19 protein-coding genes, 2 rRNA genes and 1 pseudogene are annotated in these 25,056 nt (G+C 64.4%); 9 read left to right on the top strand and 13 right to left on the bottom strand.

From position 1 onward, the window contains the following. Both LK539_RS04805 and rrf read left to right on the top strand, forming a co-directional pair. Positions 1-1,158 (top strand): 23S ribosomal RNA (locus LK539_RS04805); the annotation flags it as partial. A 136-nt stretch (positions 1,159-1,294) separates the two neighbouring features. After that, positions 1,295-1,407: ribosomal RNA gene (gene rrf / locus LK539_RS04810) — 5S ribosomal RNA — on the top strand. A 98-nt stretch (positions 1,408-1,505) separates the two neighbouring features. On the opposite strand, the gene LK539_RS04815 is transcribed toward rrf, so the two are convergent. The 7 genes from LK539_RS04815 to LK539_RS04845 all read right to left on the bottom strand — a co-directional run bounded on the left by LK539_RS04815 (position 1,506) and on the right by LK539_RS04845 (position 7,413). Continuing rightward, the gene (locus LK539_RS04815; protein WP_227799783.1) at positions 1,506-1,898 is read right to left on the bottom strand and encodes a MerR family transcriptional regulator; all 393 of its coding nucleotides are present in this window, start codon (positions 1,896-1,898) and stop codon (positions 1,506-1,508) included. A gap of 12 nt (positions 1,899-1,910) precedes the next feature. Continuing rightward, entirely contained in the window at positions 1,911-2,492 is a 582-nt protein-coding gene (locus LK539_RS04820; protein ID WP_227799784.1) for a hypothetical protein, read from the bottom strand. 152 nt (positions 2,493-2,644) lie between these two features. After that, positions 2,645-2,986 (bottom strand): DUF1840 domain-containing protein, encoded by a 342-nt coding sequence (locus LK539_RS04825; RefSeq protein WP_227799785.1) that lies wholly within the window; start codon positions 2,984-2,986, stop codon positions 2,645-2,647. Between the two features lie 72 nt (positions 2,987-3,058). Continuing rightward, the gene (locus LK539_RS04830) at positions 3,059-4,612 is read right to left on the bottom strand and encodes a hypothetical protein (protein ID WP_227799786.1); all 1,554 of its coding nucleotides are present in this window, start codon (positions 4,610-4,612) and stop codon (positions 3,059-3,061) included. After that, positions 4,609-5,346 carry an ABC transporter ATP-binding protein gene (locus LK539_RS04835; protein WP_227799787.1) on the bottom strand — a complete coding sequence of 246 codons (738 nt, stop codon included), beginning with the start codon at positions 5,344-5,346 and terminating at the stop codon, positions 4,609-4,611. The genes LK539_RS04830 and LK539_RS04835 overlap by 4 nt, the downstream gene beginning before the upstream one ends. Further along, positions 5,343-5,831 carry a hypothetical protein gene (locus LK539_RS04840; protein WP_227799788.1) on the bottom strand — a complete coding sequence of 163 codons (489 nt, stop codon included), beginning with the start codon at positions 5,829-5,831 and terminating at the stop codon, positions 5,343-5,345. Before LK539_RS04840 ends, LK539_RS04835 begins: the two co-directional genes overlap by 4 nt. A 55-nt stretch (positions 5,832-5,886) precedes the next feature. Next, on the bottom strand, positions 5,887-7,413 hold the full coding sequence (locus tag LK539_RS04845) for a YifB family Mg chelatase-like AAA ATPase (protein WP_227799789.1): 1,527 nt from the start codon (positions 7,411-7,413) through the stop codon (positions 5,887-5,889). A gap of 773 nt (positions 7,414-8,186) precedes the next feature. Here LK539_RS04845 and LK539_RS04850 point away from each other — a divergent pair. From LK539_RS04850 to LK539_RS04870, 5 genes are all read left to right on the top strand, one after another. Further along, on the top strand, positions 8,187-9,680 hold the full coding sequence (locus LK539_RS04850; protein ID WP_227799790.1) for a ComEC/Rec2 family competence protein: 1,494 nt from the start codon (positions 8,187-8,189) through the stop codon (positions 9,678-9,680). A gap of 279 nt (positions 9,681-9,959) precedes the next feature. After that, positions 9,960-10,886 (top strand): ABC transporter ATP-binding protein, encoded by a 927-nt coding sequence (locus LK539_RS04855; RefSeq protein WP_227799791.1) that lies wholly within the window; start codon positions 9,960-9,962, stop codon positions 10,884-10,886. A 9-nt stretch (positions 10,887-10,895) separates the two neighbouring features. Then, positions 10,896-14,477, top strand: coding sequence for a M1 family aminopeptidase (locus LK539_RS04860; protein WP_227799792.1), 3,582 nt, complete (start codon positions 10,896-10,898; stop codon positions 14,475-14,477). A gap of 85 nt (positions 14,478-14,562) precedes the next feature. Next, positions 14,563-14,970 (top strand): GNAT family N-acetyltransferase, encoded by a 408-nt coding sequence (locus tag LK539_RS04865; protein WP_227799793.1) that lies wholly within the window; start codon positions 14,563-14,565, stop codon positions 14,968-14,970. Between the two features lie 124 nt (positions 14,971-15,094). Further along, on the top strand, positions 15,095-15,790 hold the full coding sequence (locus LK539_RS04870) for a hypothetical protein (protein ID WP_227799794.1): 696 nt from the start codon (positions 15,095-15,097) through the stop codon (positions 15,788-15,790). On the opposite strand, the gene LK539_RS04875 is transcribed toward LK539_RS04870, so the two are convergent. Continuing rightward, positions 15,738-16,250 (bottom strand): adenine phosphoribosyltransferase, encoded by a 513-nt coding sequence (locus tag LK539_RS04875; protein ID WP_227799795.1) that lies wholly within the window; start codon positions 16,248-16,250, stop codon positions 15,738-15,740. The two genes, LK539_RS04870 and LK539_RS04875, sit on opposite strands and share 53 nt — an antisense overlap. 88 nt (positions 16,251-16,338) lie before the next feature. Further along, entirely contained in the window at positions 16,339-17,100 is a 762-nt protein-coding gene (locus tag LK539_RS04880) for an SDR family oxidoreductase (protein WP_227799796.1), read from the bottom strand. Positions 17,101-17,237: 137 nt separating this feature from the next. Here LK539_RS04880 and LK539_RS04885 point away from each other — a divergent pair, with 137 nt between their 5' ends. Next, positions 17,238-18,194 (top strand): GlxA family transcriptional regulator, encoded by a 957-nt coding sequence (locus LK539_RS04885; protein ID WP_227799797.1) that lies wholly within the window; start codon positions 17,238-17,240, stop codon positions 18,192-18,194. On the opposite strand, the gene LK539_RS04890 is transcribed toward LK539_RS04885, so the two are convergent. The 4 genes and pseudogenes from LK539_RS04890 to LK539_RS04905 form a co-directional block, all read right to left on the bottom strand. Continuing rightward, on the bottom strand, positions 18,179-19,834 hold the full coding sequence (locus tag LK539_RS04890; protein WP_227799798.1) for a glycoside hydrolase family 43 protein: 1,656 nt from the start codon (positions 19,832-19,834) through the stop codon (positions 18,179-18,181). The genes LK539_RS04885 and LK539_RS04890 overlap by 16 nt on opposite strands. Next, complete coding sequence (locus tag LK539_RS04895) at positions 19,831-21,114, bottom strand: MFS transporter (protein ID WP_227799799.1); 1,284 nt, start codon at positions 21,112-21,114, stop codon at positions 19,831-19,833. The genes LK539_RS04890 and LK539_RS04895 overlap by 4 nt, the downstream gene beginning before the upstream one ends. An 82-nt stretch (positions 21,115-21,196) precedes the next feature. After that, positions 21,197-23,656 (bottom strand): adenosylcobalamin-dependent ribonucleoside-diphosphate reductase, encoded by a 2,460-nt coding sequence (locus tag LK539_RS04900; protein ID WP_227800550.1) that lies wholly within the window; start codon positions 23,654-23,656, stop codon positions 21,197-21,199. A gap of 154 nt (positions 23,657-23,810) precedes the next feature. After that, a pseudogene (locus LK539_RS04905) lies at positions 23,811-24,041 on the bottom strand (accessory factor UbiK family protein); the annotation flags it as partial. Positions 24,042-24,313: 272 nt separating this feature from the next. On the opposite strand from LK539_RS04905, the gene LK539_RS04910 reads away from it, so the two are divergent. Then, positions 24,314-25,042, top strand: coding sequence for a TorF family putative porin (locus tag LK539_RS04910; protein ID WP_227799800.1), 729 nt, complete (start codon positions 24,314-24,316; stop codon positions 25,040-25,042). Positions 25,043-25,056 lie beyond the last annotated feature (14 nt).

Below are 25,056 nucleotides of genomic sequence, written 5' to 3' on the forward strand. Positions count from 1 at the left end.
GAAGGGTGAAAGGGTTGCAATAAACTGGTGGCTGCGACTGTTTAATAAAAACACAGCACTCTGCAAACACGAAAGTGGACGTATAGGGTGTGACGCCTGCCCGGTGCTGGAAGATTAAATGATGGGGTGCAAGCTCTTGATTGAAGTCCCAGTAAACGGCGGCCGTAACTATAACGGTCCTAAGGTAGCGAAATTCCTTGTCGGGTAAGTTCCGACCTGCACGAATGGCGTAACGATGGCCACACTGTCTCCTCCCGAGACTCAGCGAAGTTGAAATGTTTGTGATGATGCAATCTACCCGCGGCTAGACGGAAAGACCCCATGAACCTTTACTGTAGCTTTGCATTGGACTTTGAACCAATCTGTGTAGGATAGGTGGGAGGCTTTGAAGCGGGGACGCCAGTTCTCGTGGAGCCATCCTTGAAATACCACCCTGGTTTGTTTGAGGTTCTAACCTTGGTCCGTTATCCGGATCGGGGACAGTGCATGGTAGGCAGTTTGACTGGGGCGGTCTCCTCCTAAAGTGTAACGGAGGAGTTCGAAGGTACGCTAGGTACGGTCGGACATCGTGCTAATAGTGCAATGGCATAAGCGTGCTTAACTGCGAGACCGACAAGTCGAGCAGGTACGAAAGTAGGACATAGTGATCCGGTGGTTCTGTATGGAAGGGCCATCGCTCAACGGATAAAAGGTACTCTGGGGATAACAGGCTGATTCCTCCCAAGAGTTCATATCGACGGGGGAGTTTGGCACCTCGATGTCGGCTCATCACATCCTGGGGCTGTAGCCGGTCCCAAGGGTATGGCTGTTCGCCATTTAAAGTGGTACGTGAGCTGGGTTTAAAACGTCGTGAGACAGTTTGGTCCCTATCTGCCGTGGGCGTTGGAAATTTGAAGGGGGCTGCTCCTAGTACGAGAGGACCGGAGTGGACGAACCTCTGGTGTACCGGTTGTCACGCCAGTGGCATTGCCGGGTAGCTAAGTTCGGAAGAGATAACCGCTGAAAGCATCTAAGCGGGAAACTTGCCTTGAGATGAGATTTCCCGGAGCCTTGAGCTCCTTGAAGGGTCGTTCGAGACCAGGACGTTGATAGGCTGGGTGTGGAAGTGCAGTAATGCATTAAGCTAACCAGTACTAATTGCCCGTACGGCTTGTCCCTATAACCTTGGTAGGCTATAGACGAGTCAAGAAATACAGCTGCAGTTTGTTGATACTGCTACCCAAGAACAAAAAGAACGATACTTCTTCCCGGATTGTGAGTGCTGGCCCCAAGCCAACGCTCAGACAAGTCAAAGCCTGATGACCATAGCAAGTCGGTCCCACCCCTTCCCATCCCGAACAGGACCGTGAAACGACTTTGCGCCGATGATAGTGCTGCAACCAGTGTGAAAGTAGGTTATCGTCAGGCTAGTTATATGCAAAGCCCGCTCAGTTAAGACTGAGCGGGCTTTTTGCTTTGTGCTTTCCCTTCAAGGTGAACCATGCCGGCCTGGGTCAACGAGTCAACTATGCGGGTCCACCAGCGCGACGCTGCTGCTCGATGAACGCAAGCCGCGCCGCCGCTTGTTCGCGCAGTGCAACCAGCGAAGCGATGCGTTCGTCCAGTTCCTCGAGCTTTGCGTGGTACAGACGGATCACGTCGCCGCAGACACTGCGGCGCGTCTCGAGCTCCAGGCCAAACACCGAGACCACGGGCTGGATTTGCGCCAGCGTGAAGCCGTTCTTCAACAGGACCTGAATGCGTTTGACGTGCTCCACGGCTGCCGGCATGAAAACGCGATAGCCGGACGCCGTGCGCTGGGCAGGAAGCACACCGATCTGCTCATAGTGGCGCAAGGCGCGCACGCTGACGCCTGTTAGGCGTGACAGTTCTCCGATCGAGTAGTGGTCTGCTTTCATCTGTTTCCTGGATCAATGGACTGGTTCGGCAGGCAGGCGCGCCCAGTCACGTATCGCAACATGGCGCGACGCCTCTCCATCCCAGGTAGCGGACACCACGCACCAACGCTTGCCATCATTTAGCAGCTGAAAGCTGTTGATGCCGTAGGCGTAAGGACGGCCGCCGGGGTGTTCGCTACTGGCATAGGCACTCCACACATGCGCCACGTGCCCGAATTTCTGCGTTTCCTGCCGGAGTTCGACTTCATAAAAACCGCGCTGTCCAAACAGCTTGTCGTTCAGCGCGGCGAACCCTTCCACATTGTAGGTCGTCGCATCGACCCTGTCCCCAACATGTTGAGGAACAGTAATGATCGCTCCAAGAGCGTGCAAGTCGCGCAGACGTGCCCAGTCCTTCCCTTTACCCGGCGGCCCAGAGACGAGGCGGTATAACTCACGCACCACTTCACCCGGCTCTGCATGTCCGGCTGCGTCCTGGACAACGGGGCAGGCCAGGCTGCCCCTGTTGGATACGTCCAGTGTTTCGGCGTGGATGGAGGCGGCCAATGGCAGGCAGGCCATCAGGGGCAGAGAAAGAGTTCTCCAGGAGCTCATGTGTCAGGTCCTTTCGTTGGTTAGTGTGAAAGGACTGTAAAGCCTGACATCAGTGTCAGAGTCAAGCGTTCCATGGAGCTGGGTCAGCGCTGCACCAGCGGATAAAAAAAGCGGGGCTTGCGCCCCGCTCATTCAGCCATTCGTAGAGAGCCTCAAACCCCCCAGAGCACATCCGTATGCTGGTCGCGTGCCGAGCGCAGCATCTCGAGCAGGGGATAGGCCCGCGTGGAGAAGGTGACCACCTCGATCGGCTCGTGTTCGTTGTCTTCGGTTTCACCATGGTGCGCCTGCACGTCGCGCTCGACCTGCTCCGAGATCTGGTGCTTGCGGCTTTCTTCGATTTCGCCCTCGAGCAGCGCCACCGCGCGCGGCGCCTCTTCCGCGGTGATGACACCGCGTTCGATATCCTTATGCAGCAGGTCCAGGATGCGCTTGGCGTGTTCCTGGTACATCAGGACCTCAGGATAGGATTTGCATTTAAATGTAATCAACATAACTATGCCCATTGATCTGTTAGTGACTAAACGATAACACGTCTTGAAAACCCGGTCATCCCGCGCACGCACTTAGGGCTGCGGCCGCCGCAGGAACCAGGACAGTGCGAGCACCACTAGCACCGCCGCGGCCGCGATCCAGGTCGCCACGATCAGCTTGTCGGACGCGCCCGCCACCAGCGCCGACAGCGCCCATGCCAGCCCGCCCCAGGCCAGGCTGTTGAGCATCTCGAGGATCGTGGTCAGCACGTCGCTCTTGCCGCGCGTCTGGAAATCGCTGCGCGATCCCGGCCGCCCGCACCAGTGCACGATCAGCGCCGCCGTGCAGACCGCACCGGTGACGCACAGGACCGTCACCAGGCCGGCCAAGGGCTCGCGCACCAGCAGCCAGGCCAGGGGGATGAGCACCAGCGCGAGTGGTGGCAAGACGGCCGCGCCCAGCTTGGCGAAGCGAATCGTACGTTGTGGCGACGGCGACAGGCGCAGCAGGTCGGGCGCATCTTCGGCCGACACCACGATCCAGGCCAGCGAGGCTGTCAGCGAACTGCACAGCAGCGTCAACCCGGCCCCCAGCGCCGTCAGGCGCAGCTCGCCGCGCTGGAAGATGACGAAGAACAGCGGCAGCAGGTAGATCAGCTGCAGCGCCACCTGCGAAATCAGGTGCGGGTCGCGCAGGATCAGCCGCCACTCCTTGAACAGCACGGTCGCCACCAGCCCGCGCCCGAAGCGATAGCGCACCCCGCCCGCGGGCCTGCGCGCCGCCCTCGACGAGGATGCCGCCTGCTGCAACCCGTGCACAAAGAAGCGGTGCGTACGGCCCGCCGTGAACGTAAAAGCGGCCAGCGCCAGCGCCGCGATCCCGAGCACCGGGAGCGGCTCGCCCAGCAGCGCACGGCCCGGCAGCCACAGCGGGCTGTCGACACCCAGCGGTCCATCGGAGGCGAAGGCCCGTGCAAACGCCGCCATGGCCTGCGCTTCCATGCGCGAGGCGAAGTGCGAGAACAGCTGCGACAGGATGAAGATCATCGCACCGGCCAGGGCGCCGATGATCTGCGCGATGACGCGCGTGCGGCGCGCGCCGATCGTGCGCACCAGGCCGAGCGTCAGCAGCATCGCGGCGCAGGCGATGATGGTCGCGGTGCCCAGCAGGACCGGATAGAGCGCGAGCCAGCCCAGGTGGCCGAGCACGGCCCCCATGTGCGCGAACGGCCCCAGGAAGAACAGGTAGGGCGCCGCCGTCCCCACGGCCACCGTGGCGAGGCGCACGGTGAAGATGCTGCGCGAGGGCAGGGGCGAGGACAGCAACAGGTCCAGGTCGCCGCGTTCGAACAGCACCATCACGCTCGACTTGAGTGCGCTGGAGAGCATGAAGGTCATGAGGCCGAACAGCAGGGCGCTCACCCCCACCATGATGCGCGGGTCGGCCATGCCGATGCCGGCGATCAGCCTGACCGCATACCAGGCCAGCGCATGCAGCGCCAGCCAGACCACGGCAATGGTTGCCAGTCCGGCCGTGCCAGGGCGGCGCGCCGCCTTGCCCGGCTTGCTGGACGCCGCGGCGTTGAACCACAGCAGCCGCAGCTCGTGGCGGAACAGCCAGGGAATGCTTCCCGGGACGCTCATCATGGCTGCGCGGTCAGCTGCAGGAACACGTCTTCGAGGCTCGCGCCGCTGGTGCGTGCGCGCAGCTCGTCGAGCGTGCCTTCCGCGATCAGGCGCCCCTGCCGGATGATGCCGATGCGTTGCGCCAGGCGCTCTGCCACTTCGAGGATGTGGGTGGTGAGGATCACGGTGCCGCCCTTGGCCACGTGCGACAGCAGCAGGTCCTTGACCTGGCGTGCCGCTGCCGCATCCAGGCCGGTGAGCGGCTCGTCGAGGATCAGCAGTTCGGGCTCGTGGATCAGCGCCCCGGCCAGCGCCAGCTTCTGCTTCATCCCGCGCGAAAAGCCTTCCGTCAGCTCGTGTGCGTGCGGGCTCAGGTCCAGCCAGTCGAGCAGTTCGCGCGCGCGCGGTTCGGCCGCCCCTGCATCGACGCCCCACAGTCCCGCCACGAACTCGAGGTACTCCGTCGGCTTGAGCTTCCCGTACAACATCGGATCGTCCGGCAGGTAGGCCATGCGGCGCTTGGCCTCCAGCGGCGCCTCTTCCAGATCGATGCCGAAGACCTCGATGCGGCCGGCGTCCGGCGCCAGCAGGCCGGTCACCATGCGCAGGGTCGTGGTCTTGCCGGCGCCGTTGGGGCCGAGCAGCGCATACAGTTCGCCGCGCCGCACCTGCAGCTCGAGCCCATCGACCGCCGGGCGGCCGAAGGATTTGGAGAGGCCTGCCGTGCGCAGGGCCGGGCTAGGGTCATTCATCATTGCGGCGCGAAGGAAGAAAGGAACTGTTCGGTGTGCTCGGGCGGCATCGCGCCCGGCTTGCCCACCACGATCACCTGGTACATGCGCGCTCCCTTGGCGGCGAAGCGCCCGACCAGGCGCACCGGACCGCCATTGCCCTTGCCGACCGCGTCGACGTCGAGCGTTTCCCCTAGAGGCGCGCTGGCCCCGATATTGCGCAGCAGCGCCTGGCGCATCGCGGGCAGGGTGGCCCGGGCCAGGGCCGCATCCGGCGCCACGGCGGTGCCGACCGCGAAGGTCGTGCCTTCCACTTCGGCGGCGGTCATCGTCATGTCGACCTTGATGCCGCCCAGGTCGATGGGCCGCGTGTGGGTCGAGGGTTTGGCAGGGAACAGGACGCGGAAGCTGCCGTCGCTGCTGGTGTAGTCGCGCCAGTTGTAGGTGGGCGAGCAGCTCGCCAGAGTAAGGACCGCAAGCGCTGCGTACGAGAGTTGTTTGAGGTGCATGCCACGATGGTAGCAGGCGGCGCGTCGAACGCAACCACTACCTGTGACGCATGGCTCAGCCCTCGCGCAGCGCGCGCCGGTACTGGATCGCCTGGGCGATGTGCTCCGCCGCGACATGCTCGCTGGCCGCCAGGTCGGCCACCGTGCGCGCTACCTTGAGCACGCGGTGGTAGGCGCGCGCCGACCAGTGCAGCTGCTGCATGGCCGCGCGCAGCAGGCGCTCGCCGGCCGCATCGGGACGGCAGTAGCGGTCGATGTCGCGCGGCTCCAGGCGCTGGTTCGGCTTGCCCTGGCGCGCCAGCTGCAGCGCATGGGCGCGCGCCACCCGCTCGGCGATCGCACTACTGGCTTCACCATCGGCCTGGCCCGCAATGCTCTCGGCCGGCATGGCCGCCAGCGTCAGCTGGATGTCGATGCGGTCGAGCAGGGGGCCGGAGACGCGGTCCTGGTAGCGTTGCGCGGTTTCCGGCGTGCAGCGGCATTTGCCGGAGGCGTGACCGAGCCAGCCGCAGGGACAGGGATTCATTGCCGCCAGCAGCTGGAAGCGGGCCGGGAAGTCGGCCTGGCGCGCCGCGCGCGAAATCGTGATGCGGCCCGATTCGAGCGGCTCGCGCAGCACCTCGAGCACGCGCCGGTCGAACTCTGGCAGCTCGTCCAGGAACAGAACGCCGTGGTGGGCCAGCGAGACTTCGCCGGGTCGCGGCAGGTTGCCGCCGCCGACCAGGGCGACGCCGGAACTCGTGTGGTGCGGACTGCGAAACGGGCGGCGGCGCCAGCGCTCGGGCGAAAAGCTGCCGGCGATCGACTGCACCGCGGCCGACTCCAGCGCTTCGTCCTGGCACATCGGCGGCAGCAGGCCGGGAAAGCGCGCAGCCAGCATGCTCTTTCCCGCGCCGGGCGGTCCGATCATGAGCACCGAGTGCAGGCCCGCCGCGGCCACTTCGAGTGCGCGCTTGGCGCTCTGCTGGCCCTTCACTTCGGCGAAATCAGGGTAGTCGGTCAGGGCCTGCGGCGCCTGTCCCTGGTGGCGCGACAGCCGCATATTGCCCGCGCCGTGGGCGAAGTGGGCGCACACCTCGAGCAGGGTGCGGGCCGGGTAGATGGCGGCGTCGCTCACCAGCGACGCTTCGTCGGCGTTGGCCAGCGGCAGGATGAAGGCGCGCACCCCGCCACGCCCGCCATCGGCATGGCGGTGCATTGCGAAGGTCATCGCCAGCGCGCCACGGATCGGGCGCAGCTCGCCCGACAGCGACAGCTCGCCCGCGAATTCATAACGCGCCAGGGCCTCGCCCGGGATCTGCTGCGAGGCGGCCAGGATGCCGAGCGCGATCGGCAGGTCGAAACGGCCGGACTCCTTCGGCAGGTCGGCCGGCGCCAGGTTGACCGTGATGCGGCGCGGCGGGATCGTGAAGCCCGAGTTCTGCAAGGCCGCGCGTACGCGGTCCTTGGCTTCGCGCACCTCGGCGTCAGGCAGGCCGACGATGGTCAGCGCCGGTAATCCATTGGCCAGGTGCACCTCGACGTTGACGGCGGGCGCCTCCATGCCGGCCAGGGCCCGGCTTCTCAACACGGCTAGACTCATCGGTTTCTTTCAGGGGACTGGGGCAGATTCGCCACATCTTAAGAAGTATTGAGGAGCTGCGTTTGCGAGCGAGCAGAGGTACGCATCGTGGTGGCGACGGCTACAATCCCGACAACGCAATTTCTGGTCAGAAGAGGGCCAGTTGAGCTGCATTCTCCGCATCGCAGGGGAGGCCTTGGATGTCGATTCCTTGCTGCTTCTCACCCCATTCGCGTTGACGGGACGTGGAAAAAAGGTGAGCCACGCATTTTGAAGAACAGATGCCACATCGATTCCCGGTTCAGCTTTGTCGTCAGCGAAGCCGAGCTGGATGACTTGGCCGGCGTTCAAGAGGCTTGCCTTGATTTCGCGGTCGCACTTGTTGAGGGCGTCGTTTCGCAAACTTCCTATTTGCCGGCAAGCTTCGTGCAGGCTGCGGGAACTGCCGGGATTGGCATAGCGATTTCCCACCACGCGTGCTGATTCCCGACCTGTACCAGATCCACAAGATGGTGCGTCGAGTGAAAGTCCGTTATTGAGCGCTTCCAGCCGTGCGCTGTCCGTGCAGACAGCGCGCTCGAAGCACGCAGTCTGCCTCTGCATAAATTAGTTATTGCAAATACAAATAGTTAAAATTACTATTAACCATTAGTTCATCCCGATGTGATGCGATCAAATGCTGTTGTCACTGTGCTGATCCGGGAAGTCCAATGCGTTGCAGTGGCGTATTCAACTTCGCCCTCCGAACTGTGTAGCGGTTCTACAAACTGAAGTCTTCGCTAAGGAGTCAACAGATGGCCGAATACCTGTACGCGGGATATCCCTCCGCAATTGTGTACGAGCGTGGCGACAGCCTCGATGGGCAGCCCCCTGAAGCACTCTCGCCAATAAAACATTTATTGTGGGGAGATGAACTGACTGTCCTTGATACCAGCGCGGATGGCAAGTACCACTTGGTAAAGGTACGAAAGGTGGAAGGATGGATCCGCGCTATCGACACACAAGCGCATCGCTTGCTGGAAATTGTGTTCGTCGATATCGGGCAGGGCGATGGCGCGCTCGTAGTGACACCTGGGGGCGAGCGCTATGTCGTCGACGCGGGGAAGGGTGACAACATGTACCGCTTCCTGCGCTGGCGCTTCGGCTTCAAGGAGGAGACAGTACTGGATGCGGCAGTGATTTCGCATTCGGACAGCGATCACTATGGCGGCTTCGAATATTTGTTCAAAGCACCCAACATTCGCTTCCGCACCGTGTACACCAACGGTTTGATGGAAAACGTAGCCGGCCGGCGAGCCGGAGTATTGGGCGCAATGAACGAAGCAGGCGACCACAAATACGTGACTGGCCTCGTCCGCAACAAGGATGAATTGCATGAATTCCTCGCCGACGCCGCTACCTCGGCAGGTAAACGATATCCCACGATGCTCCGGAATGCGTTGGACGCAGAAAAGTTCGACGACTTCCTCATGTTGAGCCATTCGGACCACTACATGCCCGGGCACGGCGAGGGAAGCGACTTGGTCATCGAGGTGCTGGGGCCCTATCTAGAAGATGTCGATGGGGAGCCGGGCCTGCGCTGGTTGGGCGACGCGGGCAGGACCAAGAATGGGCATTCGGTCGTGTTGCGGCTAAAGCTGAACAATGTCAGCGTTTTCCTCGGGGGCGATCTCAACATGGAATCGAGTCAGCTTTTGCTCGAGGCGCACACAGGAATCAAGGCGGATCCGTCAAATGCCGGGGAGATCGCTTTGCTCGTGGAAGCGGCGCGACCAATTTTTCAGAGCGATGTCGCGAAGGCATGCCATCACGGCAGCGCAGATACGCTACTGTCGCTTGTGAGGGCGATCAATCCCATCGCCACGGTCATCTCGAGCGGCGATGATGAGCCTTACGGCCACCCTCGTCCAGACGCCCTTGGAGCGATCGCGAAAAACAGCCGAGGCGACCGACCGCTGGTGTTCAGCACGGAACTGGCGAGGTCGACCAAGGAGTCGATCAAGCACCCGTCCGTGCTCAGGGAGCAGTTGAAAGAACTGGCAGCGAAGATCTCCGAGGCGGACACGGATGAGGAAAGAGACCGGGCACAAATCAAGTTCGAGGCACTTGTCGACAAGCTCGATCGCAGCATTGCCGTCTACGGCGCAATCAACCTGAGGACCGACGGCGAACGGGTTGTTCTGGCTTACAAGCTGGAGCGATCGACGCCCGCCAAGGGCTGGGATATCTACAAACTCGAGCCCGACCCGGCAACTGGCCGGCTGGGCTACACCAGCAAATTCGATTAATAGACCAGGTTTGCCGCTCTCCGGCATAAGAAGTTGACTGACAATTTTCGATAAAAGAAAGTCGGTCGGTTTCTCTTCGCCATGCGACTCGGATGAGAAGCGTATGCCATCTGCATGCATCTGGCAAAAACACGTCGTTCATTCCCGGAATCCTGCAGCCGGTCGCAAAAAACCTGGCATTCGCACTCCTTATCTGTACATTATCTTCTGGCAACACTTGCCTCGTTCCGCCGGTGGCGGGCGATTGCATTGATAAACAACGGGACCTGGAGAACACAGATGTTATCGATCAAGCAGCTCAACAAGACGTATGCGAATGGCGTCAAAGCCATCAACGATGTCAGCCTCGAGATTCCGAATGGGATGTTCGGCCTGCTGGGGCCGAACGGCGCCGGCAAATCCTCGCTGATGCGCACCATCGCCACGCTGCAGGATCCCGATAGCGGCAGCATCCATTTCAACGGTCTCGACGTCCTCAAGGACAAGGAAGGGCTGCGCCGCCAGCTCGGCTACCTGCCGCAGGACTTCGGGGTGTACCAGAAGGTCAGCGCCGAGCGCCTGCTGAACCATTTCGCGGTCCTGAAGGGCCTGACCGGCAAGGGCGAGCGCAAGGAAGCGGTCGAGGCCCTGCTGCAGCAGACCAACCTTTGGGAAGCGCGCAAGCGCGCCCTCGGCACCTATTCGGGCGGCATGCGCCAGCGCTTCGGCATCGCCCAGGCCCTGCTGGGTGCGCCGCGCCTGGTGATCGTCGACGAACCCACCGCCGGCCTCGATCCGGACGAGCGCAACCGCTTCCTGAACCTGCTGGCCAAGATCGGCGAGCAGGTGGTCGTGATCCTGTCGACCCACATCGTCGAGGACGTGACCGACCTGTGCCCACGCATGGCGATGATCGCGCGCGGCACCGTGCTGCTGCAGGGCGAACCGCAGGCGGCGATCGATACGCTCAAGAACCGCGTCTGGCGCCGCACCGTCAGCCAGGACGCGCTGGCGGAATACCAGGAGCGCTTCAACGTGCTGTCGACTCGCCTGGTGGCGGGCCGGCCGCAGATCAATGTGTTCGCCGAGTCCCAGCCGGACGAGGGCTTCGTGAGCGTCGAGCCGGACCTCGAAGACGTGTACTTCCTCCAGATCCGCAATGCCAGCCGGGCGCAATCGGCCACGGCAGGCGCCACCGCGCCGTCGGCGGCGATGGTGACTGCGTAAGGAGCGGCCATGTTAAGGGAATTCTTCAAGTTCGAGCTCAGCACCCAACTGCGCCAGCCGCTGTTGTGGGTGTGCGCGCTGATCTTCGGCGCGCTCGCCTTCGGCGCCAGCACCACCGACGCGATCCAGGTCGGCGGCAGCATCGGCAACGTCAACCGCAATGCGCCGGTCGTCGTCGCCCAGATGCTCGGCGTCTTCAGCCTGATGTCAATGTTCGTCGTCACCATCTTCATCGCCGGCACCGTCCTGCGCGACAGCGAAGTCGGGATCTCGGACATGCTGTTCGCCACGCCCATGAAAAAGCGCGACTACCTGGTCGGCCGCTTCGCCGCCGGCCTGCTGGCCTGCCTGGTGATCTTTGCAGGCATCGTGCTCGGCATGATGCTCGGGCCGCTGATGCCCTGGGTCGACGTGCAGCGTGTCGGGCCGTTCCCCGGTGCGGCCTTCCTGTGGGCGCTCGGCGTGCTCGTGGTACCGAACCTGCTGCTGATCGGCGCGCTCCTGCTGCTGCTGGCCGCGACCACCCGCTCGATCATGCTCGTGTACGTCGGCGTGCTCGCCTTCTTCGTGCTGTGGATCGTCGCCGGTACCTTCACCGTGAACATCGACAACGAATGGCTCGCCGTGCTGTCCGACCCGTTCGGCCTGCGTGCATTCTCGCGCTCCACGCGCTACTTCTCCACCGCCGAGTCGAATGCCGGCCTGCCCGACATTGCCGGCTACATACTGGCCAACCGCGCGCTGTGGAGTGCCGTGGCGCTGGTGCTGTTCGGGCTGACGCTGGCCCTGTTCAAGCCGCAGCGCGCCGGCACCGGCAAGCGCCTGTTCGGCAAGGCCAAGCTGCAGGCCCAGGCCGCGCCGGTACCGGCACAGCTCAAGCTGCCGCGCATCGAGCCGCGCTTCGGCGCTTCCACGCGCTGGATCCAGTGCTGGCACATCTTCAAGTTCGACGCGGCGGCCGTGTTCAAGAGCGTGCCCTTCCTCGTCATGTTGCTGTTCAGCGTGCTGAACCTGGTGGGCAGCTCGTCGCAGATGGGCGAAATCTTCGGCACCACCGTCTATCCGATGACCCACCTGATGGTCGAACTGATGAACGGCAGCTTCACCTTCATGCTGCTCATCATCGTCACCTTCTATGCGGGTGAGCTGATCTTCAAGGAACGCCAGGCGCGGATCGCGGACGTCAACGACGCCATGCCGATGCCGAACTGGGCGCCGTTGGTGGCCAAGAGCCTGGCGCTGACCGGCGTGGTACTGGCCTTCCTGTTCACCGGCGTGCTGGCGGCGATTGCGATCCAGCTGTTCAAGGGCGGCGCACCGATCGAGCCGATGGTCTACCTGAAGAGCACCCTGATCGCGGGCTTGCCTTTCATTCTGATGGGTCTCTTTGCCCTGGTGCTGCAGGTCGTGACCAACAACAAGTTCATCGGCTACCTCCTGATGATCCTCTTCATGGTGTGGCAGGTCACCGCCGGCATCCTGCACCTGGATCACAACCTGTACAACATCGCCGGCCTGCCCAGCACCCCGTACTCGGACATGAACGGCTTCGGCCACTTCCTCAAGGGATGGACCTGGTTCGCCATCTACTGGAGCCTGTTCATGGTGGCGGCGCTGATCGTGGCCCAGGCCTTCTGGGTGCGCGGCCTGTCCTTCGCCTGGCGCATCCGCGTGCGTGAAGCAGGGCAGCGCCTGAAAGGCGCTTCGGGTGCGGCGCTGGCCGTGTCCGTCGCTGCATTCGCCGCGACCGGCGGCTGGATCTTCTACAACACCAACACCCTGGCACGGTACGAAGCCGGCGACGTCGCGATGGACAAGCAAGCCCAGTACGAGAAGAACTACCGCAAGTACAAGGACCTGTCGCATGCGAAGGTGATCGACGTGCGTGCCGGTGTGGACATCTATCCGGAAGAGCGCCGACTGGCGATCCGCGGCAGCTACGTGCTGGAGAACCGCACCGGCAAGCCGGTCGACAGCCTGCCGCTGCAGGTCAATTCCGACGCCACCGTCACCTGGACCAGATTGCCGCCGCACCAGGTGGTGGTGAGCGACAAGGAGGCCGGGTTCAGTATCCTCAAGCTGGCGCAGCCGATGCAGCCGGGCGAGCGCATGCCGATCGCATTCACGGTCGACGTGCGCCGTCCGGGCTTCAGCAACGGCGGCAGCCCCGACACGATCAACGTGAACGGCAGCTTCTTCAACAATCGCCAATTCTTCCCGCAGCTGGGCTACCAGAGCGACATGGAACTGCGCGACCGCAACGAGCGCCGCAAGCGCGGCCTCGGCGAGCCGGAGCGCATGCCCAAGCTCGAAGACCAGGCCGCGCGCCGCCACTCGCTGTTCGGGGCGGACGCGGACTGGATCAGCTTCGAGACCACGGTCTCGACCAGCGGCAAGCAGACCGCGCTGGCGCCGGGCTACCTGCAGAAGTCGTGGCAGGCCAATGGCCGCAACTACTACCAGTACAAGATGGACCAGAAGATGATGCCGTTCTTCGCCTACCTGTCGGCCGACTGGCAGGTGAAGAAGGGTGAGTGGAAGGGCATCCCGATCGAGGTCTACCACGATCCGAAGCACACCTACAACGTGGAGCGGATGGTGACGGCCACCCAGAAGGCGCTGGACTACTTCACGACCCAGTTCACGCCCTACCAGCACAAGCAGGTGCGGATCCTGGAGTTTCCGAACTACGCGCGCTTCGCCCAGTCGTTCGCGAACACCATTCCGTTCTCGGAGTCGATCGGCTTCATCGCCGACCTGCGCGACAAGGATTCCATCGACTACGTGTTCTACGTGACGGCGCATGAAGTGGCGCACCAGTGGTGGGGCCACCAGGTGACGGCCGCCGACGTGCAGGGCGCGAGCATGCTGATCGAGTCGCTGTCGCAGTACTCGGCGCTGATGGTGATGGAGAAGGAGTACGGACGCCACCAGATGCGCCGCTTCCTGCGCTATGAGCTCGACCGTTACCTGAGTTCGCGCGGCGGCGAACGGATCGAGGAACTGCCGCTGTACCGCGTGGAGAACCAGGACTACATCCACTACCGCAAGGGCAGCCTGGTGTTCTACCGCCTGCGCGACGAGATCGGCGAAGAGGCCCTGAACCGTGCCTTGAAACGCTTCCTGCAGGACAAGGGCTACCAGGAGTCGCCGTTCACGACCTCGAGCGAGCTGCTGGACTACATCCGCGCCGAGGCGCCGCAGGACAAGCACGCCCTGATCGCCGACCTGTTCGAGAAGATCGTCTTCTACGATAACCGTGTGACGGAGGCGAAAGCCGTCAAGCGCAGCGACGGACAGTGGGACGTGAGCATGAAGCTGCACCTGGCGAAGATGGAGGCCGACGGCCACGGCAAGGAAACGCCGCGCGCCTATGACGAGCCGGTGGAGATCGGTGTCTTCGCGCGCGCTCCCGGCGCCAAGGAGAAGGACGAGCGCGTCCTGCTGCTCAAGAAGCTGGCGCTCACGGGCGACAATCCGGTGGTGACGGTCACCGTGAAGGAGAAGCCCTTCGAGGTCGGTGTCGATCCGTATAACAAGATGATCGACCGCGTCTCGCGCGACAACCGCAAGGAAGTCAGCGTCGACTAAGCGCACCTGGGCGCTTGCAAGGGGGAACCGGTAGCAGTCCGCTGCGCCGGTTCCCGTTTATTTTGTATGAACAGGGAGGAAAGACGTGGACATCGACGTATCGCTGGCGGACAGCATCGAGGAGGAGGAAGTGATCCGCCTGTACCGGGCCAACGGCTGGTCGTCGGCCGAGAAGCCGGCGCAACTGATGGCGGGCCTGCGCGGCTTGCATGCGCTCGTCACCGCGCGCATCGGGGGGCGACTGGTCGGCCTCGGGAATGCCATCTCGGACGGACACCTCGTCGTCTACTTCCCTCACATGCTCGTACATCCTGAGCAGCAGGGGCGGGGAATCGGCCGCCTGATGATGCGTGCCATGCTGGCGCGCTATGCAGGATTCCACCAGATGATGCTGACCGCCGACGGCGACGCGATCGAGTTCTACAAGGCCTTGGGCTTCGAGCGCGCCGGCCGGACGGAACCGATGTGGATCTATGCCGGCGGCGAGCATTGAGGCGGTGTGCGGCAAATAGCCGCAGTTCGTTCCCGGATTCCCGCAACCGGTGACAAACACCAGGACATCCTTCCTCCTGGTTTGTACAGTGGCCCTGATCCGATTCTTCCACACAGGGCCAATCATGACGCTGTCTCCGCCGCACCTGGTCAACCTCGCCGCGCATGTCGGCGCCGGCATTGCCGCCATCGCTATCGGCATGGCGTTGCTGGCCCGGGCCAAGGGAACGCCGCGCCATCGCAGATGGGGGCGGGTGTTCGTCGCATTCACCCTGGTGGTGTGCGCTACCGCGGTCGCCGGTAACCTGCTGTTCCGCTTCATCCCGCTGTTCGCCGTGCTGACCCTGCTGGTCACCTACCAATTGCTGAGTGGCTGGCACGTCCTGTACACCCGCGCCGCCGGTCCCAACCGGGTCGATGTGCTGCTGTGGGGCTGCGCCCTGGCCTGGGCCTTGGGCCTGTTGCCGATGCTGCTGGCAAGGAGCGCCATGCCTGGCGCCACGTCCGGTGTCGTGTATGCGTCGCTGGGGACGCTGGCGCTGCTGCTTGGATACGACCTTGCGCGCTGGTGCTTCCCGCGGCATTGGCATGCCAGGCTTTGGCGCATCGAACACATCTACAAGATGGTGGCCTCGCTGTTCGGCATGCTCTCCTCGGCGGCCGGCAACCTGTTCAGGGACGGGCAGCCCTGGTCTCAGCTGCTGCCTTCCGTGCTGGGCATGTTCGTCATCGCGCTGCTGATCCGGCGCGAGACACGCCCAGGGCGGCTCAGACTTCGCGCAGGCACACCACCGGCATCGTCAGGGAGCGCTTGTCCTTGAAAAAGGCGATGTCGAACAGGGCCGCGGCGCCGACTACCTCCTTGCCGAGCTGGCGCAGCAGGGATGCCGCCGCTTCGATGGTGCCGCCGGTGGCCAGCACGTCGTCGACGATCAGCACGCGCTGCCCCTTGATGCGTTCCGGCTGGATCTCGATGGTGGCGCTGCCGTATTCGCGCTTGTAATCGATGCTGATCGCCTGGCCGGGCAGCTTGCCCGCCTTGCGCGCCATGGCGAAGCCGACCTCGTGGCGGTAGGCGAGGGCGCCGGCGATCATGAAGCCGCGTGCATCCATGGCCAGGATGAAGTCGAAGTGCAGGTTGTCGGTCCGCTCGTGCAGGGTGTCGATGGCAAGGCGCCAGTGCTCGGGCTGGTCGAAGATGCAGCCAACGTCGATGAAGTTAACGCCCGGTTCCGGGTAATCCTGGAAGAACTCCAGCGGAACATTGTTGAAATCGTCCATGGGTATGCGGGAAGCGAATGGTGGAGACGACGATTATCCCCTGTTTCCGGGAAGGCGGCGCGGCGCTCGCCGCGCCGCCCTGTCCGGCTCAGCCTACCGGGATCGGGTTGGCAACGATGGACTCGTTGAAGCCCATGACCAGCGCATGCTCGCCTGCGCCCGGATTGTCGCGCAGCGGACGCACGCTCTCGACCAGCACTTCTTCCGCGTCGGTGGCGAGCGCCGCCATGGTCTGCTCGATGAAGGCGTCGAGCGGCATGGCACGCGGGTCGTCGCCCTTGTAGATCAGGTCCGTGTTGACCCAGGGCGGCGCGATTTCCTGCACCTGGATGTTCGTGTGGCGCAGGGCGAAGCGCTGCGACAGCGTGTACGAGTGCAACCCGGCTTTCAGCGCAGAATACACGGCGTTGGTCGCCAGCGGCAGATAGGCCAGCACCGACGTGTTGTTGATGATGTGGGCGCGCGGCTGCTTCTTGAGGTGTTCGACCAGCGCCGCTGTCATGCGGATCGGGCCGAGCAGGTTGGTATTCACCGACGCCAGCATGGTGTCCTCGTCGATGGCGCCTGCGGGGTCGTCGAAGGGCATGATGCCGGCGTTGTTGACCAGGACGTTCAGCCCCGGGTATTCGCGGATCAGGTGGGCGGCCACGCTGCGGATGTTGTCCGGGTCGGTGATGTCCAGTTCGACCCAGCGCATGCCCGGATTGGCGGCGGTGGCTTCCTCGAGCAGGGCCTTGCGGCGGCCGCTGATGATGACGCGGTTGCCCAGTTTGTGGAAGGCTTCCGCCAGCGCGCGGCCGATGCCCGAGGTGCCGCCGGTGATGAAGATGGTGTTGTCGGTGAGTTTCATGGTGAGCTCCTTCTGTGTGGGTTGATGTGTGCGACAGAAGAAGTATGGCTTTGCCGCGCGAAGTCCGAAATGACATTCTTCCCTCAATTTCGGACAAGCAGGGTACAATCCCGGCACCACCTTCGCATGGAGCCGCCATGGCCAAGCGTATCGCCCTTGTCGTCTTCCCCGGATTCCAGGTCCTCGACTTTTCCGCGCTGACTGCGTTCGAACTGGCGAACCAGGTACATGGCAGCGCCTTCTACGCACTGGAGACCGTCTCCCACAGCGGCGGCACGGTGCGCAGCTCCGCCGGCGTGCCGGTCGAGAGCCGGCCCTTCGGCCGGCGCGCCTTCGATACGCTCCTGATCGCAGGTCCCACGGTCGTCGCGCCGCCCGAGCGCGCGCTGGTGGCAGCCCTGCAAGGAGCGGCCACGCGTACACGCCGCATCGCCTGCCTGTGCACCGGCGCCTTCGTCGCCGCCGAAGCGGGGCTGCTGGCGGGCCGCCGCATTACCACCCACTGGGCCTTGGGGCAGGAGCTGAAGAAGCAGTACCCGGACGTGGAACTAGACGATGACAAGATTTTCGTCAACGATGGTCCGGTCTGGACCTCGGCCGGCATGACGGCCTGCATCGACCTGGCGATCGCGCTGGTCGAGGCTGACCTGGGCACGGCGCTGGCCAAGGCAGTGGCACGCAAGATGGTGGTCTATCACCGCCGGACCGGCGGCCAGTCGCAGTTCTCATCGCTCGCCGAGATGGACGGCGGTTCCGACCGCATCCGCCTGGCGCTGCGCTATGCCAAGGAGAACCTGCACACGCCGCTGTCGGTCGAGCAGCTGGCCGAGCACGTCAACTGGAGCCCGCGCCACTTCAGCCGCGCTTTCCGCGAGCAGACCGGCCATTCGCCGGCCAAGGCGGTTGAAAAACTGCGGCTGGAGGCGGCCCGCTCGCTGCTGGAAGACGGCCATGCCTCGATCGGCAGGGTGGCACGGCAGACTGGCTTTGGCGACGAGGAAAGGATGCGCCGCGCCTTTGTGCGTACCCTGGGCAAGCCGCCCCAGGCCGTGTTGCGCGAAGCGCGTCAGCACGCCGGCTACGACCTGGCCTGATCTGGCAGGAAGCGCGGATCGTCGCCATAGGCGCGCTCGCGGTAGTCGAAATATTCGAAGTCGGCATGCAGGCTTGTTCCCGCCATGTCCTGGCAGGCCATGCCGACGAAGGCCCCGGTGAAATTCGGCTGTCCCGGCGCCACGGCTTCGTCCGACAGGATGCTGGCGTCGAACCCCTGCGGCAGCCATTGCCATTCGCCCCCGTGGAGGCGGTAGCCGAACAGCAGCCGCTCTTCATCGACTTCCACCCGCAGCTCGACCGGCACACCGGCGGGCAGCGGGATGGGCGGGGTAAAGGCGTCGGACTGCACGTGGTTCGGCAGGCTGCTCATCACGCGCAGGTGCTTGCCCAGGTCCTCGTCGTGGCTCAGGTACAGGTAATGGAACTTGGCCGCGCCGTAGTAGCACACCAGGCCGGCCTGCTGCTGGTAGTGCTGCGGCTCGAACTCGACGCGCGTGGCGGCGCTGTAGCAATGCCCGTCCTGCCTGCGCGCGACCAGGGCCTGGCGGAACTGGCTGCCGATCGATTCGCGCCCGAACAGGCGCAAATGGCCCGGGCGTGCGGCCAGGCTGAAGAGTTCCTCCGGCCACGGGGTGCGCAACCACTGGAAGGCGAGCGGCAGCTGCGGGCCGTCGAAGTCTTCGCGCACGGGTTCTGGCGGGAAGGGGTGCTCCTCCAGCTGCGGCGCCTCGGCCTGCAGTTCCGGGGTGCCGCGTCCGTCACGCGTGCGCAGCCAGCCGTCCTCGCCCCACACCACCGGCTGGATCGCCGTCTCGCGGCCCAGCGTGCAGGTGCCGCGGTTGCGCAGCGGGCGCCCGCACAGGTAGACCATATAGGTCTCGCCATCGGGCGTGTCGACCAGGTCCGCATGGCCGGCGCGCTGCAGCTGGGCGTCCGGCCGGTTGCGCGCGCTGAGGATGGTCTGGTCCGGGTGCAGCTCGTAGGGACCGCGCAGTTCGCGCGAGCGCGCCATCGTCACGCCATGGTTCCAGCCGGTGCCGCCTTCCGCCGTCAGCAGGTAGTAATAGCCGTTGCGCCGGTACAGGTGCGGCGCCTCGGTGAGGCCGTGCGGCGTGCCGCGGAAGATATTCTCGCGCTGGCCGACCAGCTTGCGCTCCTCGACCGAATATTCCTGCAGCACGATGCCGGCGAAGCGGGTGCTGCCGGGCCGGTGGTCCCACAGCTGGTTGAGCAGGTACTTGCGCCCGTCCTCGTCGTGGAACAGCGACGGGTCGAAGCCGCTGCTGTTCAGGTACACCGGGTCCGACCAGGGGCCGTCGATGGCGGGGCTGGTGACGAGATAGTTATGAAAGTCGCGCAGCGAGGCGCTGCCCGCCGCGCCGCCGCTGGAGGTGCGGCCGTAGCGCTTGACGTCGGTGTAGATCAGCCAGAACAGGCCGTCGGCCCAGGTCAGGCAGGGCGCCCACACGCCGCAGGAATCCGGGGCGCCCAGCATGTTCAGCTGGCTCGCCCGGTTCAAGGGGCGCGACACCAGCTGCCAGTGCATCAGGTCGCGCGAATGGTGGATCTGCACGCCGGGATACCACTCGAAGGTGGAGGTGGCGATGTAATAGTCCGCGCCGACGCGGACGATGGACGGGTCGGGGTTGAAGCCGCGCAGTATCGGGTTCTGGATCATGCTGGTTCGGTAGCGGGAGTGGGAGTGCGCAGCGGTTCGCGCACGATGGACCACAGCAGCACGGCGGCCACCAGGTCGAGTACGGCCAGGCTGACGAAGAAAGGCGTGTAGCCCACGCTGCTCATCAGGCCGCCGATCAGCAGCGAGAACAGCAGCAGGCCCAGGTTGCCGAGGGTGCCGCACATGCCGGCGACGGTCGCCACTTCGCTGCGGCGGAACAGGTCGGAAGACATGGTGATCACGGTGACCGACAGGGTCTGGTGGGCGAAGCCGGCAAGGCTGAGCAGGGCGATCGCGGCATAGGCGTTGTCCACGAAGCCGACGAAAGCCACGCCCATCATCATGACGGCGCCCAGCGTGAAGGCGCCGCGGCGGGCATTCACCAGGCGCACGCCGCGCTTTTGCAGCCACAGCACCACGGCGGGACCGAACAGGCAGCCCAGGTCCGCCGCGAGGAAGGGCAGCCAGGCGAACATGGCGATCTGCTTCAGGTCGAAGCCGCGCACCGTGGTCAGGTACAGGGGCACCCAGAAGGCCAGCGTGCCCCAGGCCGGGTCGGCGAGAAAACGCGGCAGGGCGATGCCCCAGAAGTTGCGCTGCCTGAGGATGCTGGGCACGGAAGGGCGTTTGCCGTCGCCCTCGAGGTGGCGCTCCTGGCCGGCCGCGATATGCTCCGCCTCGCTTTTTGATAAGCGGCGGTGGCGCGCCGGCGCATCGTACAGCAGCAGCCAGATCGCCACCCACACCAGGCCGAGCGCGCCGGTGATCACGAAGGCGGACTGCCAGTTGTAGTGCAGGATCGCCCATACCACCAAGGGCGGCGCCAGCATCGAGCCGAACGAGGCGCCGATGTTGTAGATGCCGCCGGCCATGCCGCGCTCTTTCGCAGGGAACCATTCGGACACCGCCTTCATCCCGGCCGGATTGGCCGAGCCTTCTGCGAGGCCCAGCAGGCCGCGCAGCACCGCCAGGGTCTGCCAGTTGGTGGCAAAACCATGCAGCATGCAGATCACCGACCATGCGGCCGCAAACATCGCGAAGCCGAATTTCAGTCCGAGCACGTCCAGCACGTAGCCGCACAAGGGCTGCAGCATGATCGCACCCTGGAAGGCCGCCGTGATGTAGGAGTACTCGGCGGTGCTGATCTCGAGTTCCTTCAGCAGGGTGGGCGCGGCCACGGCCAGGGTGCTGCGGGTAAGGTAGTTGATGACCGCGCCCAGCATCACGAGCGCGATCATCCACCAGCGCAGGCCTTTGATCTTGCGGAAGGAAGTGAGCATGTTTGCGCAACCATTGTTGAATGGCTGCCAACGATATCACACTATCTCGGCAATATGTTCGCGCAAACTTTCGGGAGATCCGTCAGCCGCACTCGCCGACGTAGTGGCACTCGCCGCAACGGGTGCAGCCGTCGACCTTGCGCAATGCCCGGGCGCCGCATTCCGGGCACTTGGCGCCGCTGGTGGGAGGCAGGGCGCCGGACGTGGTGGGCGGCTGCGGTTCGGCTTCCGGCGTGAATCCTTCGCAGCGGGCAGCAAAGCTGCGTGCCAGTTCCGGCACCGGCACCTGGTTGCCAAAGGCGTCGAGGAAGCCGCGCCGGATCAGCACGCGCTGCAGCATGAAGGCGATCGCCGCCACTTCCGAGTCATGGTAGACCGGTACCTGGGTGCCGTCTTCGCGGGTCAGCATGCCGCAGCGTACCGGACCTTTTTCCCAGACCACGTCGCGCATGTCGGCCAGCGCCCGCGCGATCGGCCCGCCGGCGCGCGCCACCATCGACAAGAGGCGCATCGAGGCCGTGATCCATTGCTGCCCATCGGTGCGCTGGTTCGAGGGCATGAAGAACTCGAAGGGACGCTCGACCGTCACGGGTTTCCCCTCATGGACGCCGTCGGCGCGGATGAAGCTCACCGTCAGGTAGGCGGTCTTGCGGCCTTCCTGGGTCGAGTATTCGATTTTCGAGGTCACCGATTCCAGTTCGCCCAGCGGGCGGCGCTCGAAGCGCTTGCGCAGCGGGTCGTCGTCAGGCACGGCGGCGGGAGATCCTTGCGGCGCCGTCGACAGCACGCTGCCCAGCACCGTGTTCGGGCGATAGGTCGCCAGGCCCTTCAGGCCCGCATGCCAGGCCTGGCTGTACAGCTCGCGGAAGTCGTCGAAGGGGTAATCCGCGGGCACGTTGACCGTCTTCGAAATCGCGGTGTCGATGAAGGGCTGCACCGCCTGCACCATGCGCAGGTGGTCAAGCGCACGCATCTCGAGGGCGGTCACAAAGGCCGGCGGCAGCGCGCCCGTGTCGTGGCCCATCTGGCGATACAGGCGCCAGGCGTGGTCCTCGACCTCGTAGCTGCGCCAGCTGCCGTCCGGCATGCGCTTCCTGCGCTGGTAGGTCCAGGAATAGGGCGGCTCGATGCCGTTCGAAGCATTGTCGGCAAAGGCGAGCGAGATGGTGCCGGTGGGCGCGATCGACAGCAGGTGCGAATTGCGGATGCCGTACATGCGCACCGCGTCGCGCAGCCAGTCCGGCAGGCGTGCCACGAACTGGCCCTGCAGGTACTGGTCCGCATCGAACAGCGGGAACGCGCCCTTTTCACGCGCCAGCTCGACCGAGGTGGCGTAGGCCGCGTCGCGCAGGGTCTCGGCGATGCGCGCCGCCATGGCGCGGCCTTCGTTCGAATCGTAGCGCAGCCCCAGCATGACGAGGGCGCTGCCCAGGCCCAGGAAACCCAGGCCGATGCGGCGCTTGGCCTGCGACTCGGCTGCCTGCTGCGGCAGCGGCCATTCGGTGGCATCGAGCACCAGGTCGAGCATGCGCACGCCGACGGCGGCGACTTCGCACATGCGCTCGAAGTCGAAGGAGGGACTGGCGCCGAAAGGATCGTCGACGAAGGCGGTCAGGTTGACCGAGCCCAGGTCGCAGCAGCCGTAGGCGGGCAGCGGCTGCTCGCCGCAGGGATTGGTGGCGCGCAGCTCTTCCGCGTACCACAGGTTGTTCTCGGCATTCATGCGGTCCACGAACAGCACGCCCGGCTCGGCATGATCGTAGGTCGAGGCGATGATCTTGTCCCACAGTGCGCGCGCGGAGACCTGGCGGTAGACCCAGCGGCCGTCTTCGCGCAGCCGGGCGCCGCTTTCTTCATCGCCCGGTTCGGCGCGGTGCACCAGCTCGAACATGGCGTCCGCCTCGACCGCACGCATGAAGTCGTCGGTCACGCCGACCGAGATGTTGAAGTTGGTGAGCCCGCCCGCGTCCTTGGCGGCGATGAAGCGTTCGATGTCGGGGTGGTCGATGCGCAGCACGCCCATCTGGGCGCCGCGCCGGGCGCCGGCCGATTCCACCGTGCGGCAGGAGGCGTCGAACACTTCCATATAGGAGACCGGGCCGGAAGCGCGCGAGCGGGTACCGTGCACCTTGCTGCCCATCGGGCGGATGGCGCTGAAGTCGTAGCCGACGCCGCCGCCGCGGCGCATGGTCTCGGCGGCCTCCGCCAGGGCGGTATAGATGCCCGGCAGGCCGTCCTCGGCGCCGGAGATGGAATCGCCGACCGGCTGGACGAAGCAGTTGATGAGGGTGGCCTGCAGGCCGAGGCCGGCGGCCGAATTGATGCGCCCGGCCGGTACGAAGCCCTGTTCCTGGGCCCAGAGGAAGCGTGCTTCCAGTTCGGCGCGCCGCTCCTCGGGTTCAAGCGCGGCGAGGGCGCGCGCCACGCGCCGGCGGACGTCGCCGATGCTGCGTTCTTCGCCCTTGGCGTATTTTTCGCGCAGGACGTCGAGCGAGACCTCCTGCGGCGCCAAGGCGCCGGGCGGCGTATCGGGTGCATTCATGTGCATGAATGCCACCTGAAGTTCATGGCTTGTCGAGGATGACGTGCGGCGCGGACGGGTCGGTGGCGCCCGGAAGCGGCTCGTTGGACGCCGCCGCGGCGCTGGCGGCGGCCAGGCCGGATGCGGCGGATGGGCTGGACGTGCCTTGGGTCGCCAGGCGCGATTCCAGCTCCACCACGCGCAGTTCCAGCGCCTCGAGCTTGGCGCGGGTCTTGGCCAGCACCTGGGCCTGGATGTCGAACTCTTCGCGGGTGACGAGGTCGAGCTTCGAGAAGCCCTGGGTCATCATGGCCTTGACGTTGCGCTCGATGTCCTTGGCCGGGGTGCTCTCCAGCGCCTGGTTGATCTTGCCCTGGATGTCGTTGAAGAAGTTGTTCATGTCCATTTCCTATCTGTCGGAGCGTTGCACCACCACGGTGCGCTGCCATCCGCTTTGGTGCGCGGCGCCGCCGCAAACGCAGGGCGCACGGGTTTTCCTGGTTGTTCGAATCACAAATGGGGCAGATGGCCGAGAAAACAAGCACCCCGATCGCGCTTTTTAGGCTGGCACGCATCCTGCTAAAGAGTTGTCAGGCGTGTAGCAAACAGGATTGTAAACCGCAACAGCCCAAGACACGGTTCAGCCGTGCGCCAACTGTTGAATATAAGGGGAATGTCATGAAGTGCAACACAAGTGCAGCAATCTGGGTCGTCTTCGCGCTGTCGAACGTGCCAGCATTTGCGCAGGAAGCTGCTCCTGAGCATCAAGTCAGCTACAACGCCGCCATCACCAGCGACTACCGTTACCGCGGCCTGTCGCAAACCCGGTTTGATCCGGCGCTGCAGGGCGGCGCCGACTACGTGCATGGCCCGACCGGCCTGTACGTGGGCACCTGGCTGTCCACCATCAAATGGACGAAGGACCTCGGCGGCGACGGCAACATCGAATGGGACATCTACGGCGGCAAGCGCGGCAACCTGGGCGAATCCGTCACCTATGACGTCGGCGGCCTGTATTACTGGTATCCGGACAATGGCCTGAACCCGCGTGCCAATACCTTCGAACTGTATGCGCGGCTCGGTTTCGGCCCGGCCTATGTCAAGTACTCGCACTCGACCACCAACCTGTTCGGCACCGCCGACAGCAAGGGCAGCGGCTACCTCGACGTGGGCGCCGACGTCGATGTCGGCAGCGGCTTCATCCTGAACCTGCATGCCGGCCACCAGAAGGTCGCCCACAACAGCCAGTACTCCTATTCCGACTACAAGGTCGGCGTGACCAAGGACTTGGGCGTGGCGACCCTGTCGCTGGCCTGGATCAAGGCCAACACCGACGCCTACCTCAGTCCGCAGGGCAAGAACCTCGGCAAGTCGGGCGCCATCCTGACCCTGTCCAAAACTTTCTGAAACGAGGCAAGACC

This window comes from Massilia sp. IC2-476 (genome assembly GCF_020707295.1).
In the GTDB taxonomy this organism is placed as follows: Bacteria; Pseudomonadota; Gammaproteobacteria; order Burkholderiales; family Burkholderiaceae_D; genus Telluria.

Excerpts from the sequence above, each read along its gene's own strand:
- LK539_RS04815 (WP_227799783.1), bottom strand. The coding sequence starts at position 1,898 with ATGAAAGCAGACCACTACTCGATCGGAGAACTGTCACGCCTAACAGGC.
- LK539_RS04820 (WP_227799784.1), bottom strand. The coding sequence starts at position 2,492 with ATGAGCTCCTGGAGAACTCTTTCTCTGCCCCTGATGGCCTGCCTGCCA.
- LK539_RS04825 (WP_227799785.1), bottom strand. The coding sequence starts at position 2,986 with ATGTTGATTACATTTAAATGCAAATCCTATCCTGAGGTCCTGATGTAC.
- LK539_RS04830 (WP_227799786.1), bottom strand. The coding sequence starts at position 4,612 with ATGATGAGCGTCCCGGGAAGCATTCCCTGGCTGTTCCGCCACGAGCTG.
- LK539_RS04835 (WP_227799787.1), bottom strand. The coding sequence starts at position 5,346 with ATGATGAATGACCCTAGCCCGGCCCTGCGCACGGCAGGCCTCTCCAAA.
- LK539_RS04840 (WP_227799788.1), bottom strand. The coding sequence starts at position 5,831 with ATGCACCTCAAACAACTCTCGTACGCAGCGCTTGCGGTCCTTACTCTG.
- LK539_RS04845 (WP_227799789.1), bottom strand. The coding sequence starts at position 7,413 with ATGAGTCTAGCCGTGTTGAGAAGCCGGGCCCTGGCCGGCATGGAGGCG.
- LK539_RS04850 (WP_227799790.1), top strand. The coding sequence starts at position 8,187 with ATGGCCGAATACCTGTACGCGGGATATCCCTCCGCAATTGTGTACGAG.
- LK539_RS04855 (WP_227799791.1), top strand. The coding sequence starts at position 9,960 with ATGTTATCGATCAAGCAGCTCAACAAGACGTATGCGAATGGCGTCAAA.
- LK539_RS04860 (WP_227799792.1), top strand. The coding sequence starts at position 10,896 with ATGTTAAGGGAATTCTTCAAGTTCGAGCTCAGCACCCAACTGCGCCAG.
- LK539_RS04870 (WP_227799794.1), top strand. The coding sequence starts at position 15,095 with ATGACGCTGTCTCCGCCGCACCTGGTCAACCTCGCCGCGCATGTCGGC.
- LK539_RS04875 (WP_227799795.1), bottom strand. The coding sequence starts at position 16,250 with ATGGACGATTTCAACAATGTTCCGCTGGAGTTCTTCCAGGATTACCCG.
- LK539_RS04880 (WP_227799796.1), bottom strand. The coding sequence starts at position 17,100 with ATGAAACTCACCGACAACACCATCTTCATCACCGGCGGCACCTCGGGC.
- LK539_RS04885 (WP_227799797.1), top strand. The coding sequence starts at position 17,238 with ATGGCCAAGCGTATCGCCCTTGTCGTCTTCCCCGGATTCCAGGTCCTC.
- LK539_RS04890 (WP_227799798.1), bottom strand. The coding sequence starts at position 19,834 with ATGATCCAGAACCCGATACTGCGCGGCTTCAACCCCGACCCGTCCATC.
- LK539_RS04895 (WP_227799799.1), bottom strand. The coding sequence starts at position 21,114 with ATGCTCACTTCCTTCCGCAAGATCAAAGGCCTGCGCTGGTGGATGATC.
- LK539_RS04900 (WP_227800550.1), bottom strand. The coding sequence starts at position 23,656 with ATGAATGCACCCGATACGCCGCCCGGCGCCTTGGCGCCGCAGGAGGTC.
- LK539_RS04910 (WP_227799800.1), top strand. The coding sequence starts at position 24,314 with ATGAAGTGCAACACAAGTGCAGCAATCTGGGTCGTCTTCGCGCTGTCG.